The organism is Ilumatobacter sp. (assembly GCF_965215205.1).
In the GTDB taxonomy this organism is placed as follows: Bacteria; Actinomycetota; Acidimicrobiia; order Acidimicrobiales; family Ilumatobacteraceae; genus Ilumatobacter_A.
This window is the reverse complement of the sequence record NZ_OZ244049.1, coordinates 3,451,970-3,466,400: the sequence shown is the minus strand read 5'-3', so window position 1 is coordinate 3,466,400 and position 14,431 is coordinate 3,451,970. Positions and strand designations below refer to the sequence as shown.

12 protein-coding genes and 1 tRNA gene are annotated in these 14,431 nt (G+C 67.9%); 9 read left to right on the top strand and 4 right to left on the bottom strand.

Annotation, left to right across the window (positions count from 1 at the left end):
• Positions 1-42: 42 nt before the first annotated feature.
• A complete protein-coding gene (locus ACOOHC_RS16175; RefSeq protein ID WP_420451426.1) occupies positions 43-1,035 on the top strand; it encodes an endonuclease/exonuclease/phosphatase family protein in 993 nt (330 codons plus the stop codon).
• A gap of 32 nt (positions 1,036-1,067) precedes the next feature.
• Here ACOOHC_RS16175 and ACOOHC_RS16170 read toward each other — a convergent pair whose 3' ends face one another.
• The 3 genes from ACOOHC_RS16170 to ACOOHC_RS16160 all read right to left on the bottom strand — a co-directional run bounded on the left by ACOOHC_RS16170 (position 1,068) and on the right by ACOOHC_RS16160 (position 4,617).
• Entirely contained in the window at positions 1,068-2,024 is a 957-nt protein-coding gene (locus ACOOHC_RS16170) for a DMT family transporter (protein WP_420451425.1), read from the bottom strand.
• A gap of 215 nt (positions 2,025-2,239) precedes the next feature.
• The gene (locus ACOOHC_RS16165; protein WP_420451424.1) at positions 2,240-3,508 is read right to left on the bottom strand and encodes a DUF222 domain-containing protein; all 1,269 of its coding nucleotides are present in this window, start codon (positions 3,506-3,508) and stop codon (positions 2,240-2,242) included.
• A gap of 248 nt (positions 3,509-3,756) precedes the next feature.
• Positions 3,757-4,617: a TauD/TfdA dioxygenase family protein gene (locus ACOOHC_RS16160; RefSeq protein WP_420451423.1), complete on the bottom strand. Its 861-nt coding sequence runs from the start codon at positions 4,615-4,617 to the stop codon at positions 3,757-3,759.
• A 120-nt stretch (positions 4,618-4,737) separates the two neighbouring features.
• On the opposite strand from ACOOHC_RS16160, the gene ACOOHC_RS16155 reads away from it, so the two are divergent.
• The 5 genes from ACOOHC_RS16155 (at position 4,738) to ACOOHC_RS16135 (ending at position 8,235) form a co-directional block, all read left to right on the top strand.
• Positions 4,738-4,814 (top strand) — tRNA-Met (locus tag ACOOHC_RS16155).
• Positions 4,815-5,015: 201 nt separating this feature from the next.
• The gene (locus tag ACOOHC_RS16150) at positions 5,016-5,138 is read left to right on the top strand and encodes a hypothetical protein (protein WP_420451422.1); all 123 of its coding nucleotides are present in this window, start codon (positions 5,016-5,018) and stop codon (positions 5,136-5,138) included.
• An 8-nt stretch (positions 5,139-5,146) separates the two neighbouring features.
• Positions 5,147-5,509, top strand: a complete 363-nt coding sequence (locus tag ACOOHC_RS16145) for a hypothetical protein (RefSeq protein ID WP_420451421.1) — start codon at positions 5,147-5,149, stop codon at positions 5,507-5,509.
• Positions 5,510-5,603: 94 nt separating this feature from the next.
• The gene (locus ACOOHC_RS16140; RefSeq protein ID WP_420450218.1) at positions 5,604-6,902 is read left to right on the top strand and encodes an ISL3 family transposase; all 1,299 of its coding nucleotides are present in this window, start codon (positions 5,604-5,606) and stop codon (positions 6,900-6,902) included.
• Between the two features lie 40 nt (positions 6,903-6,942).
• Positions 6,943-8,235 (top strand): hypothetical protein, encoded by a 1,293-nt coding sequence (locus ACOOHC_RS16135; protein ID WP_420451420.1) that lies wholly within the window; start codon positions 6,943-6,945, stop codon positions 8,233-8,235.
• A gap of 39 nt (positions 8,236-8,274) precedes the next feature.
• On the opposite strand, the gene ACOOHC_RS16130 is transcribed toward ACOOHC_RS16135, so the two are convergent.
• A complete protein-coding gene (locus tag ACOOHC_RS16130; RefSeq protein ID WP_420451419.1) occupies positions 8,275-9,423 on the bottom strand; it encodes a tyrosine-type recombinase/integrase in 1,149 nt (382 codons plus the stop codon).
• A gap of 312 nt (positions 9,424-9,735) precedes the next feature.
• On the opposite strand from ACOOHC_RS16130, the gene ACOOHC_RS16125 reads away from it, so the two are divergent.
• The 3 genes from ACOOHC_RS16125 (at position 9,736) to mobF (ending at position 14,408) form a co-directional block, all read left to right on the top strand.
• Positions 9,736-10,982, top strand: a protein-coding gene (locus tag ACOOHC_RS16125; RefSeq protein ID WP_420451160.1) for an IS3 family transposase whose coding sequence is annotated in 2 segments (ribosomal slippage) — positions 9,736-10,009 and positions 10,009-10,982 — 1,248 coding nt in all. Because the reading frame shifts where the segments join, the coding sequence is not laid out codon by codon here.
• Between the two features lie 77 nt (positions 10,983-11,059).
• Entirely contained in the window at positions 11,060-11,410 is a 351-nt protein-coding gene (locus ACOOHC_RS16120) for a helix-turn-helix transcriptional regulator (RefSeq protein ID WP_420451418.1), read from the top strand.
• An 85-nt stretch (positions 11,411-11,495) separates the two neighbouring features.
• Positions 11,496-14,408 (top strand): MobF family relaxase, encoded by a 2,913-nt coding sequence (gene mobF, locus ACOOHC_RS16115; protein WP_420451417.1) that lies wholly within the window; start codon positions 11,496-11,498, stop codon positions 14,406-14,408.
• Positions 14,409-14,431: the final 23 nt, after the last annotated feature.

The window sequence follows — 14,431 nt, the reverse complement described above, 5'->3', positions numbered from 1 at the left end:
CTGGAGGCAGAACGCCCCGCCGATGCGCGCGAACGTGGGTGCGTGCCGCAGCTCCGGGTCGCCACGTTCAACCTCGAGAACTTCGACGAGACCGTCCCCGGTGACGAACCGTCGCTGGAGCGCCGGATCGAGCTGATGCGGCCCCAGATCACGCGCCTGCGCGCCGACGTGGTGTGCTTCCAGGAGGTCCACGGCCAGGAGCGACCCGGCGAGCCGCGCGCTCTGCTGGCGCTGCGCGAGCTCCTCGTCGGGACCGACCTCGAGGACGCGACGCTGGTCAGCACCCGCCCGGCCGGGGACGCGGTGTTCGACGTCCGCAACCTCGTGGTGGCGTCGCGCTTCGCCGTCCTCGACGCGACGCAGTACCGCAACGACCTCGTCGCCGAACCGCTGTACCGGCGGCTCACCGCGGACCCGCCCGACGACGAGGCGGTGCCGATCGGGGTGGAGCGGCCGATCCAGCACGTGCGCCTCGACATCGGCGACGCCGCGAGCCAGCGGGTGCTGCACGTGATCAACGTGCACCTCAAGTCGAAGAACCCGACGAACGTGCCCGGCGGGAGGATCGACCCCTTCACGTGGCGCACCGCGAGCGCGTGGGCCGAGGGGTTCTTCCTGTCGTCGATGAAGCGGATGTCCCAGGCGCTCGAGGTGCGCTGGCTCGTCGATCGGATCTTCGACGACGACCCCGCTGCGATGATCGTGGTCGCCGGCGACTTCAATGCGGAGCCCGACGACGTGCCGGTGCAGGCGATCCGCGGCGACGTCGAGTCGACCGGCAACGGCGCGCTCGCGACGCGGGTGCTGGTGCCCGTCGCGCGGTCCATCCCCGAGCCGGCCCGCTTCACGCTGCTGTACCGGGGCCGGGGCGAGATGATCGACCACATGCTCGTCAGCCGCTCGCTGCTGCAGCACCACCGCACGTCGCAGATCCACAACGAGCTGCTCCACGACGAGTCGGTCGCGTTCGCCGTCGACGACAAGTTTTCCGAGTCCGACCACGCCCCGATGGTCGCCGAGTTCGTGACGCCGTAGCGCTCGCGGCGCGCCGCGGCGCCTGCGGTGCCTCAGACGGCGGCGTCGTGGGCGGCGGCGCGCTTCATCGCCTTGCGCTCGGCACGTCCCTCGGCGGACTGGCCGCGCACGATGACGGCCAGCGCCCCGATGACGACCGCCATCGCGACTCCCTGGCGGATGCCGACGGCCTCGTCGAGGAACACCCAAGCGATCAGCGCGGAGAACACCGGGATGAGGAGGGTGAACGTCGAGCCGACCCACAGCGGGATGCGCACGAGCGACCAGTTCATCAGCACGTGCCCGACGACCCCGGCGCCGACGGTCATCGCCGCCAGCCCGGCCCAGTTGGACCAGGTGGGCCACGACATGTCCTGACCGAACGCGAACCCGAGGGGGGTGACGATGACGGCGGTCCACAGCGCGGTGCCGGCGGTGAACTCGGTCGGCGAGACGTGGCCCTTCGAGCGCTTCGAGGCGATGAAGTACGCGCTCCACGAGAACATCGCGGCGACGGCGAGCAGGTCGCCGCGCAGGCTGCGGATGCCGTCGCCGGTGGAGGTGGTGACGACCACCACGACCCCGGCGAGGGCGACGATCGACCACAGCGCGTCGCGGCCGCGGATCCTCTCGCCGAAGAAGCGGGCGGCGACGACGCCGACCAGCACGGGTTGCAGCGCGCCGATGATCGTCGCGTTGACGATCGTCGTCGCCTTGACTGCGCTGAAGAACAGCGAGATGTCGGCGCCGAGGGCGATCCCGCCCCACGCCGAGGCGCGCACCACGTGCCAGGTCATCCGCGTCCCCCGGGCGCGCAGGAACAGCACGATGACGACGGTGAACAGCCAGAACCGGTAGGCGCCGATCGCGAGGCCGCCCATGTCGATCCCCTTGGCGAGCACCGTCCCGGTCGACCAGGCGCACACCGCGATCGCCGCGCCGATCAGCCCGGCGGTCAGGTCGCTCGACCCGCTGTCCGCCGTGGTGCCGATGCCGGTCTCCTGGGTCACCGGCGCACGCTACTGGCCCCCGCCGCAGGTCCGTCCCTTCACCCGCTCCACCACGACCCGATCGCTCCGCCACGACCCGAGCGGTGCCCGACACCGGGAGGATCGCGCTCGCGGTCATCCCGGCACCGCCGTCTCACGACACCGTGCATCGGGGCGCGACAGGTGCCGGCGAACGGCGGCGACCGGGTCGAGCCGATGCGCACGTCGGTCACGGTTCACCGTGCGGATGCGTGCGCCGGATCGGCCGCGGGAGAGGGTGCCGACGGGAACTGCAGCGTCGGTGCGGGCAGGGCCAGCCCGACCAGGGGTGGCCGAAGGGTCCGTTCCGTTCCGTTCTCGTCTCGCAGCGTGAAGTGCCCGGCCCCGTGGGGCTCGAGTCTCCACCGGTGCTCGTGGAGCACGTGGTGGTGGTGCCAGCAGAGGAGGATCAGGTTGTCGTCGGTGGTGGGGCCGCCATCGACCCAGTGCACGGCGTGGTGGGCTTCGCACCCGGCGGCCGGCGTCGTGCAGCCGGCGACCCGGCACCCGTGGTCGCGCACGACGAGGCGGTCGAACTGGAGGTCTCCGACGGTGCGTCGGCTGCGGCCGTGGTCGATGACGGTGCCCGCGGTGTCGGTGACGTAGCGGTGGATGCCGGCGTCGCACGCCATCCGCCGGATCGCCTCGGCGGGGACCACGACCCGGTCGTCGTTCGTGTCGATCACCCCACCGCCGATCCCCGACGCCAACGTGTCGTAGCCGATCGTCGCCAGCACCTTGGGTGCTCGACGTGAGCGACCGGGAGCGGGGTTCGCCTCGGTGGAGGTGATCGCCATCTTCGCCATGGTGACGAGGGCGTCGGCGCGTCGCTGCGGGGCGCTGCGGTCGTCATCGTCGGTGGCGCGGTGCGACAGCGAGCGGACCGCTTCTCGGACGAGAGCGAAGCCCTCCGGGTCGAGCGTGCCGTCGATGCGGCCCATCCCGTCGAGCATCGGCGACAGGTGAAGCTCACGCCGGTCGTAGCGCTCCCGTGCGGCCCGCTCCTCTCGGTCGGGATCGGCGTGCATCCGCCACGTGTCGAGCAGCATCTTCACCTCGCGGTGGGGGAGCGTGGTCGCCCACCGGCACAGCATCGCCTCGTCACGAGCGAAGGTGATGGCGACCGTCGGATCCCACGCGTCGCACAGGAGCCGCAGCGACCCCTCGGCGAGATCACCGCGTGAGAACGCGTCCTTCACGATCGGGAGGTGCTGGATGCGGTCGGCGAGGCGGATCGTGACCCGGCAGTGCCCGATCGCCTCGTTGGTCGTGGAGGCCAACCAGTCGGCGGGCGAGCGGTACCCGTGCTGGAAGCACCGCCCCGACTCGACGGCGGAGCGGACTTCGTCGAGCTGGGCGGCACGCACCCTGCGCAACGCACGCGTCGTCTCGGTCACCTCGGGCGTCGGCCCGGCGACGCGCGCTGCCACCGCTGCGTCGCACGCCTCGACCACCGACCTGTCCATGTCGAACAAGCGTACGATCGGGGTGCCACGGGGTTCGGCGCACGAGGGGACGCCACGTCTCCGCCGAACCCGCCGTCGGCGACGGTCGTGCCGCGGCGTCCGTCGCGAGTCCGCCTGCGTGCGCCTCCACGACTCCGCATCGACGGTGGAGCAGCCCGTCCGACGAGGGGCGACGACCTGCCGGAGGTCGCCCGCCGCGACGGTCGCGCTCGGTCAGCGCGCTCCACGAACGACCGTGCCGCGAGAGCTCAGCGGGGGCGGTCGCCCTGGACGGTGATGCGGCGCATGTGGCGGCGGTGGCCGGCGTAGTCGTGGAGGGCGTAGTGCTGGACGCTGCGGTTGTCCCACATCGTCAAGGTGCCGGGCTCCCAGCGGACGCGGCAGGTGAAGCGCTCGTGGGTGGCGTGGGTGAGGAGGAACTCGAGGATCGCGTCGGACTCGGCGCGGGCGAGGCCGCGGATCCGGGTGGTGAAGGCCCGGTTGACATAGAGCCCCTTGCGGCCGGACTCGGGGTGGGTGCGCACGACGGGGTGCTCGACGGTGCGGGCGGCGAGGTCGGAGTTCTTCGTCGACATCTCCGCCGACTTGGTCGACTGGCCGCCCTCGGCGTACTGCGGGCCGGCGGTGTGCACGGCGACGAGGCCGTCGAGCATGCCCCGCATCGTCGGGCTGAGCGCATCGTAGGCGGCCTGCTGGTCGGCGAAGAGGGTGTCTCCGCCGGTCGGCGGGAGCTCGACGGCGTAGAGGATGGATCCGAGGTCGGGTTCGTCGAGGAAGGTGACGTCGGTGTGCCAGCCGCCGCCGAAGTTGATGCGGTCCTCTGGGACGGTGACGACGTCGAGCAGCTCAGGGTGGTCGGCGTTGCCCTCGACGAAGGGGTGGGTGTCGAGCTCACCGAAGCGTCGCCCGAACGCGAGCTGTTGCTCGGGCGAGAGGTCCTGGTCGCGGAAGACGAGGACGTGGTGCTCGACGAAGGCGGAGCGGATCGCGGCGACGGCCTCGTCGTCGAGGTCGGTCGACAGGTCGATCCCGTCGACCTCGGCTCCGTGGACGCCGGAGATCGGCCGCACCTCGATGCCGGCAGGGTTCAGGTGCGTCGTCGTGGTCATCGCCCCAGCCTCGCGCCACGCGTCAGTCGGGCGACAGGCGGAGACGCGTCGAACGCTGCGCGTGAGTGCGCTGCCGACGGTTGCGCGATCACGTCCGCACCCGTATCATCATCGTCACGCCGCGGGGTGGAGCAGTTCGGTAGCTCGTCGGGCTCATAACCCGAAGGTCGCAGGTTCAAATCCTGCCCCCGCCACCAACGAAAGCCCTGGTAGATCGCAAGATCTGCCAGGGCTTCGTCGCGTCACGGGGTCGTTCTTCTAACCATTCTTCTAACCATGTGGTTAGAAGATCGGGGTGCGAAATCGCGATTCGCGAGGAGTTTGGCGGTCGGCCGGGGTCGCGCGAGTCGCGCCCGACGCCGGCGAGAGGAACTGTCCCGGCGAGTAGCTTGCGCTCCATGGACATCGCCACCGGGAAGCTGAGCCGATTGCGTGAGGCGCAGCTGATCGACGCATTTGAGCGCGAGGAGGGGAGAGTGCTCCTAGGCGACGATCTGACGGATGGCGCTACGGACAAATGAGTCGTGTATTGCATGACCTCGGTGAGCTCATCTTGGACGGGGGAGAGGTCGACCTCGGCCGCTTCGAGGGAGCAGACACCGTTGTGCTGAGCGCCGCAGGGTCGGCTCGGAGGTCAATCACCTATGACGAAGATGGAGCGTTCTTCGACGCGGGGACAACCGTCGATTGGCCTATGGAGGTCGTGCTTCGCAATAGGCCGGCGTCTGTACAACGCATCGAGGTGGAACTGACCGGTGACCTGGTGCTCTGCCTCGGGTACACGCGTGAGGAGTGGAAGCATCCGCGCAACAGGTACGAGGACCACGCTGTGTTCGTTCACGAACTCCTGCTTCACTCAGCTGAGGCTCACAATGTGGCTCTTCGCGCTTGAGCGTGGTGGTGGTTTCTTGAGCATCCACTGTTGAGGTCCCGTGGCCTCGCAAGTCTTGCGGTCTTCCACAACTGCGAGACGAGGAGACCACGGGATGATTGAAGGTAGCAACGCGGACGCGCTGCTCGGGCTGATTGGTGTGCGGATCTGCGCTGTCGAGGTCGGCGTCGAGGTGACGATCACGATCGAGACAACCAACGACCGGGTCGGGTGCCGCTCGTGCGGAGTGATCGCGAAAGCGCACGGCCGTCGGCGTGTCAGGGTGCGCGATCTGGCGACGTGGGGACGAGCGACGGTGCTCGTTTGGGTGAAGCGGATCTGGCGCTGCCGCGAGCCGCTGTGTGCGACGGTGACGTGGACCGAGACCCTCGACGCGATCGCGTCTCGGGCGTCGCTGACCGAGCGGGCCGGGTTCGAGATCTGTCGCCGGGTCGGCGAGGACGGCGACTCGGTCGCGGCGGTCGGCCGCGACTTCGGTGTCGGCTGGGCGTGCGCGATGAACGCCGTCAACGTGCACGGCCGACGCCTCGTCAACGACCCCGATCGAATCGGCCATGTCACCAAGCTCGGCCTGGACGAGACAGCGTTCCAGCGGCCATCGAAGCATCGCGGTCACACGAGCTACATCACTGGTTTCGTCGACCTCGCCCGACCGCGACTCCTCGACGTCGTGTTGGACCGGACCGGTGCTGCTGTTGATTCCTGGCTCGCACAACAACCCGCTGGTTGGCTGGCCGGGATCGACCAGGTCGCTCTCGATCCGCACCGCGGTTACGCCAACGGGCTCACCGCGACCTTGCCCGACGTGGTCGTCGTTGTCGACCGGTTCCATGCTGTCGGGCTCGCCAACCGCGCTGTTGACGACGTGCGCAGACGGGTGCAACAAGACACCCTCGGGCACCGAGGCCGCACCGGTGATCCGCTCTACGGCATTCGCCGACTGTTGCTACGCGGCTACGAACGCCTCACCGAACGCCAGCTCGAACGCGTCGAGGCGGGACTGGTCGGTGACCGCTACGGCGAGGTCGGAGCAGCCTGGCTGGGCAAGGAACTCGTTCGGGAGATCTACACCGCCGGCACCCTCGCTGAGGCCCGCCAACGACTCCACGTCTTCTACACGTTCGTGGCTGACGCCGAGGTCGGCGAACTCGTCCGCCTCGCCAAGACAATCAGTTCGTGGGAGACCGAGATCCTCGCGTTCCACACCACCGGCGGACTCTCCAACGGGCCGACCGAGGGCATCAACTTGCTGATCAAGAAGATCAAACGAGTCGGCCACGGCTTCGCCAGCTTCGACAACTACCGACTCCGCCTCTTGCTCCACGCAGGCGTCGACTGGCACACTCACCCCACCGCACGACTGCGAAGCCACCCACCACGCTCAGCCGCGTAGAGCCCACAATGTCGCAGTCTTCGGGCCGGCACCGGGCGAGGTGATCGTCGACGGACCGGTGCTCGGGGTGATGGTCGGCTACATCGAGGCTGGTGGAGAAGACAAGAGCGGATCGGGATCGCGATTGAACCGTGTCACATTCGTACAGCCACCTCGACCTGCGTCGCTGGGCAACATCGTCGCGGACATCGTTGCCCTACCGGCCAGCACTCAGCTTCTCGACCTCACGAGCCCGGGTCCGAATGAGGGCGGGTGGCACTTCGGGGACGTAAGCATCGGGCAGATTGAGTCTTCCTCGCCCGGATTAGTCGTTCGGGCAAACCGAACGATCATTATCTCGAAGCTTCCTGACGACTGCACCGTCGAGATTGCAGGAGAGGACTCGAAACTGGTGATGGGGCGTGAAGCTGAACGGGCATCGGGCGTCGACTTGAAGGTCTCTGCTCCCAAGCTTCACCTTGTGCGAGGTGTACTGGATGGCGTATCGCTCATCGCAGTGACGGAGCTCGAGGTCGGACCAGCTCCAACCAAGGAGGGTCAATCCTCTGCGATTGGAAGGGCGTATGAGTCGGCGCTTGGCGAGGTGGTCGGAATGGCGATGGCGACGAGGGTGACCGGGGAGGTCGACAGTCTCATCATCCACGAGGGTTGCACGGTTGCGGGCGACGCGCTTCAGGGCTTCTGTGCTCGCCAGTTGGCAGTCGCCGAGCAATCGGAGGTCTCGGGACTTGCCGCTCAGCCACTGTCGATCCCAGCAATCACTGGTTTGGCCCGTGCGAGTCGGAGCGGGTTGTGGGTCCCATGGAGCAGCCGAGCAGCGCGTCGCCAGTTCGAGAGGGAGGCGCTCAGTGCCCAACAGGCCAGCGAGGTCGAACTCGGTCGGCTGTCGAACCGGCGCGCTCTGCTCCTTGAGCATGCCGTTGCCTCATCGGAATCTGGGCACGTGCTGTCTGTCCTTCAAGAAGCGGAGAAGGACTCGCGCCGGAGGCTGCTACCTCTTCGGAGTCGGGAGCGGCTACTTCTAGAGACGTCTCGGTGGATGGTGGGCTACGGAGAACGAATCGGCTGGCCGCTCGGGGTAGACGCTCTTCTTCTCGCGGTACTCGCGGGGCTCGATGTGGGATGGTCGAACCTAACGAGTTCGGATTGGTGGTCAGGGTTCGCTCACGTTCAGCGGTACGAGAGTGCGTTCGAGTTCGCGCTTCCTGGCATTGACGTGCTGGGAATCGAAGCATCGGAGGGGCTCTGGGGGTTGTTGGCGAAGCTCGTCTCTGTGGTCTTCATAGCAACGGCCGTGAGGGCCGGCTTCCGCGTTCTGCGGCGGCACGAGTAGCTCAAGCTCGTAATCTTCGACTGCTCGACTAGACGGTGCTTAGTCAAACACGGCAGCGCTGAACGCCATAGCAGCGTCGGCTTGCATGCCGGGGAGGACGTGTTGGTACACGGTCATCGTGAACGCAGGGCTGCTGTGGCCGAGGCGCTCGCTGACGACCTTCACGGGGACGTTCGCCTTCAGCAGGATCGAGGCATGCGTGTGGCGGAGGTCGTGGAGGCGGATGCGGCGGGGGCCGTGTTCGGCGACGAGTTGGTCCCACATTTTCGAGAAGCGGTCGGGGTGGACTGCCTCACCGGTCTCTGGGTGCGTGAACACGAAGTCGCCCTCGTTGCGCGTTCCGTTCGCCATCAGCTGCTCGAGCTGTAGCCGGCGCCAGGTCCGCAACACGGCGACCGTCCGTGGGTCGAGGTCGATCGTGCGCCGGCTCGTTGACGTCTTCGGCGCACCGACCTCGGCGTCGTAGCCGACGGAGAGCAGCTGCTGGTCGACGACGAGTCGAGCCTTGTCGAGGTCAACCTTGCGCCACGTCAGCCCGAGTAGCTCGCCTCGCCGCATCCCACTGTTCGCCGCAAGGTAGATCGGCGCGAACCAGGCGGTGTCCTCGATCGCATCGAGGAACGACCGCAGCTCGTCGGCCGACCACACCTGCTGCTCCTTCGCTCCGGCGTGCCGCACGGTCGGCGGGTCGGCGAGGTCGGCGACGTTGCGGTGGACGGTGCCCTTGCGGTGAGCGTCGGCGAGCGCCTTGCGGAGCATGCCGTGGATGTTGCGCACCGACTTCGGCGCGAGCCCACCGCCGGCGCCGTTGAGCTTGCCGTCGACGAGCAGCTCGGCGTACAGCGTGTCGAGGTCCTCGGGCTGGAGCTGACGAAGCTGGATCGCCCCGATCCTCGGTGCCACGTGCAGTCGGACGTTGTTGCGGTACGAGTCGAACGTCGACCGACTCAGCTGCGACTTCTTCAACGGCAGCCACCGGTCGGTCAGGTACTCCGCGAGCGTGATGCGGTCCGGCGACCGGTATTCGCCGTCGTGCTGACGCCTCGTGATCTCGGCAGCGGCGCGCTCGGCCTCCTTGCGGGTGGCGTAGCCGTCGTGCCAGTCGCGCTTCGCCTTGCCGGTCGCCGGGTCGATGCCGCCGTACACGACGACGTAGTAGCGGCCGCCCTTCGGTGCGATGTGAGCCATGTGGACGTCTCCGATCGGTCGTGCGCGCCCCTCGACTCAACGTACCGAGATCGGGCCGTCGAGGGAAGTGGTCGCATTTCTCATGTAACGCGCGGAGCCGAGATGGGCCTTCGTGAGTGGGGTGAACAACGAGGAGTTCCGATGGCCCGAATCGAAACGATCTGCAACGCAAGCGCTCTTCGGCGGTGTGTCAGGAGGGTGATGTTGTCAATTCGCGTTGAACCCGTTGCCTCGCTCCTGCGCCGCACACCGATCGTGCCCTTGAAGCGCCCCGGGATTCGTGGAGGCTCTGTTCCTTGAGAGGATGGAGTGATGCCAAGCAAGTATCCCGACGAGCTGCGCGAGCGTGCCGTTCGGATGGTGCTCGATCACGAGCACGAGTACGGATCCCAGTGGGAGGCGATCTGTTCGGTCGCCGAGAAGCTGGGCCCGAAGGCCGAGACGGTCCGGCTGTGGGTCCGACGAGCTGAGACCGACACCGGTCGCCGGCCCGGCGCCACCACCGACGAGCTCGCGGAGCTGAAACGCCTGAAGCGCGAGAACGCTGAGCTGAAGCGCGCCAACGACATCTTGAAGGCGGCGGCGCATTTCTTCGGGGCGGAACTCGACCGCCGATCAACGAAGTGATCCGGTTCATCGACGAACACAAGAACAACCGCAGCGGACAGTTGCGGTGGGGTATCGAGTCGATCGCCAACACGGTTGGGATCGCCCCGTCGACGTATCACGCCGCCAAGAAGCGCCCGCTGTCGGCACGTGCGGTTCGTGATGCGGAGCTGCGCCCGCAGATCCTGCGGGTGTGGGAGGAGAACCTTGCGGTCTACGGCGCCGACAAGATCTGGGACCAACTGAACAAAGACGAGGTCCGAGTCGCTCGCTGCACCGTCGAGCGCCTGATGCGCGACATGGGCTTGCAGGGCTGCCGGCGGGGACGGGTGTGGATCCGCACCACCGAAGGCGACGATGCACTCGATCGGCCGGCGGATCTGGTGGATCGCAAGTTCGTAGCGCCGGCACCGAACCGGCTCTGGGTGGCGGACTTGACCTACGTCAAAACGCACTCGGGCTGGGTCTACGTCGCGTTCATCGTCGACGTGTTCTCCCGCATGGTCGTCGGGTGGCAGGCCAGCCGATCACTCAAGTCGGATCTGGCGATCGACGCTCTCGAGATGGCCGTGTTCAACCGGAAACGCCAGGGCGCGGACCTGTCGGAGCTGATCCATCACAGCGACCGCGGAGTCCAATATTTGTCCGTTCGCTACTCCGACCGCCTCGCCGACAACACCATCGTCGCGTCGGTCGGCTCCAAGGGCGACAGCTACGACAATGCCCTCGTCGAGTCGTTCAACGGGCTCTACAAGTGGGAGCTGATCTACAAGCAGGGTCCCTGGCGCGGTCTCGACGATGTCGAGTTCGCCACCCTCACCTACGTCGACTGGTTCAACCACCGACGTCTCCACGGCGAGATCGAACCCGGCCCCGGCTTCACCACCCCGACCGCATTCGAGACCGCCCACTACAGTCAAATCGTCCCCGCCAACCCGGCCGGGACTCAATAACCCCGGCCTCTACCAAACCCGGGGCGCTTCACCTGGCCGTCCGCATCGACACGTGTGTCGAGCTGCTGGAGGCAGCCGTGAGCGACACCCGGCAGGAGTTCCTGACCGTCGAGCAGACGGCCGCCGTGTGCGGCATCGGCCGCACGTCCGCGTACCAACTCGCCCGGCGCGCCGCCGACCACGGCGACGGCGACTTCCCCGCCGTCCGCTTCGGCAAGCAGCTCCGCATCCCGCGCCGGAAGCTCGAAGACCTCATCGGCGGACCCATCACCCTCCCCACCGATCCACCGACCGAACCCGATCCCACGACCACCCCACCGACCACCACCTCCAACAACGACCACCACCGAACCACCACACCGAACAACAACAACACCACGACCACCACCCACCCCCACCAACCACAACTTCCACTCACCACACCATGACCACCAACCGAACCAACCAACCCCTCCACCCAACCAAAACAGACGAGTGCACAGTCGCGTCTGGGAACCGATCTGGGAGCCGGTGATGACCGTCCGGGTGTCGACGCTGAAGGGCCTGGGAGCCGGGCGCTACTACGTCGAGAAGCTCCCGCGGTACTACCTCGACGCCCACGAGCCCCGGGGCCAGTGGCTCGGCAACGCCGCCCTCGAACTCGGCCTCCGCGGCGAACTCGACGACGAAGACTTCCTCACGATCATGGACGGGCGCGACCCGAACCGGCCCGACCGCAACCTCGGCCGAGAGTACGGCGACACGTCGGTCCGCGGCTTCGACGTCACCTGCTCGGCACCGAAGTCCGTGTCCGTACTCTTTGCACTCGGTGACGACGGGGTCCGCCAGCGAGTCCTCCAGTCACACGACCGAGCCGTCGAAGCGCTCGTCGACTGGATCGAACGACACGCTCACACCCGCTACCGCATCGGCGGCGAGGTCGCCGTCGTCGACGCGCAGGGAATTGTCGCCGCGCTGTTCCGGCAGCACACGAGCCGCGCCCTCGACCCGCAGATCCACACCCACGTCGTCATCCCGAACCGGGTCAAGTCACCCGACGGCCGGTGGCTCGCCCTCGACGCCCGACTCATCAAACGCGACCAGCGAACCCTCTCCGCGCTCTACCACGCCGCCCTCCGAGCCGAACTCACCCAGCACCTCGGCGTCCGCTGGCGCGCACCGGAGAACGGCATCGCCGAGATGGCCGACGTCCCCGACATCGTGCTCACCGAATACTCGAGCCGCACCAACGACATCCGCCACCGCATCGACGCCAAGCTCGACCGCTTCGTCGCCACCATGGACCGCGACCCGACGCCTCGGGAGCGGTGGCGACTCGAACGCGAGGCCGTACTCGACACCCGACCCGGCAAGGAGCCGAACGTCAATGCCGCCGTCCTCCACGCCGAATGGCGCGAGCAGGCGTGGCAACTCGGCACCTCGCCGGAGGAGATCGTCGCCGAGGCCATCGGACAGGTTCGTCCACGACGTTCGCTCGACCAGGACGAGACCGCGGCACTGGTCGACCGAGCAATCGCGGCGATCAGCGAACGCCAATCCACGTGGCGACCGACCGAGCTGCAGCGCGAACTCGCCGGCCTGCTGGCGACCGACCTCGGCATCGACGCCGCACGCGTCATCCACTCGCTGGATGAACTCGCCGACTGGATCGCCACACACCGCTGCGTCGACATCTCCGCGCCGGTCCCGACCGACGCGCTGCTCCGTCGCGATGGCCGCCCGATCTCGGAGTCGGCCGTCGACCGGGCGCTGACGACGCAGGCCATCCTCGACCAAGAGCACGATCTCCTCGACTGGGCCGAACGCCGCCTCGATGCTGGCGGCGACATCGAACCCGCAGCGATCGACCGCTTCGAAGTCGACCTCAACATCGCCCAAGCCGACGCCGCGTCGCGCGTCGCCGGCGACGAGCAACTCGTCCTCATCGTCGGCCCCGCCGGCACTGGCAAGACCACCGCCCTCCGGCCCGCCGTCGCCCAGCTCCGAGCCGACGGGCGCCCTGGCTTCGGTGTCGCGCCTTCCGCCGGCGCCGCCGAGGTCCTCGAAGACGAGACCGGTGTCGCCGCCGACACCCTTGACAAGCTCCTCATCGAGCACTGTCTCGACCGACCGCCCGACCACCGCTACGACCTGCCCGCCGGGGCAACTCTCATCGTCGACGAAGCCGGCATGACCTCCACGCCCAAGCTCGCCGAACTCGCAGCCCTCGCCGACCGCAAGCAGTGGCGAGTCGTGCTGGTCGGTGACCCGATGCAGTTCTCCGCAGTCGGCCGAGGCGGCATGTTCGGCCTGCTCGTCGACACCTACGACGCCGTCGAACTCGACCGAGTTCACCGCTTCGACCACGACTGGGAACGCGACGCCAGCCTCCAGCTCCGCCGAGGCGACGCCGACGTAGCCGAGATCTACGACGACCACGGCCGACTTCACGGCGGCACCGAGCACCGCATGCGCGCCGCCGCGATCACCCGATGGTGGATCGAACGAGAAGCCGGCCGAACTGCGATCCTCATGGCACCGACCAACCACGCCGTCGACGAACTCAACCACTACTGCCAGCTCGTCCGCATCGACGAGGGCCAGCTCGATCCGACATCGCCCGGCATCAAGGCCGGCGTTCACACGATCTACGTCGGCGATGAGATCGCGACGCGAGACAACGACCGACGTCTCCTCACCGATCGGGGGAGGATGGTCCGCAACCGAGCCGAGTGGACCGTCACCGCCATCCACGTCGACGGATCGATCAGCGCGGAGGGTCGCAGCGGTCGCGTCCGACTCCCGAAGGAGTACGTCGCCGAGCACGTCGACCTCGCCTACGCCCGCACCGGTGCCGGCGCTCAGGGCCGCACCGTCGACGCCGCCATTCTCTACCTCGACGGACCCACCGACGTCCGCAACCTCTACGTCCCGATGACCCGCGGGCGCTCGACCAATGAGGTGTTCGTCGCCACCACCGGCGAGCAGACCGCCCTCGACGTCGTCGCCCAGTCCATCGCCACCGACTGGATCGACCGCCCCGCCACCGCCCGACGAGCCGAGCTCAGGAAGGTCGACGACATCCGACTCGAGATTGCACGATCGCGCCAGACCCGACGGAGCGACACCGCCCGTCCGGTCGTCGATCGTCATGCCGCGCCGAGCGAGCCGCCCAGGTATCGGCCGAACAAGCGGTGGAGCGAGCTGCGGCAGACCGAGCGGACACTCGCCAAGTGGACGGGGCGCGGCCCCGCGGACTACCTGCCCGAGCGCGATGTCGCCCCCGATCACGAAGCGAAGTCGTGGAGCGAGATGACCGAGATCGAGCGTCTCCGTGCCGAGCTGTCGAGGTACGCGCCTGCCCCTGATGGACGGCGAGCCGTCGACGATGAGCTGCGGCGAGCACCTCGGCAGGAGTTGCCTGAGATCGACCTTCCAGGGCTCTGATCCCGCGACGGTGAGCGCCATCG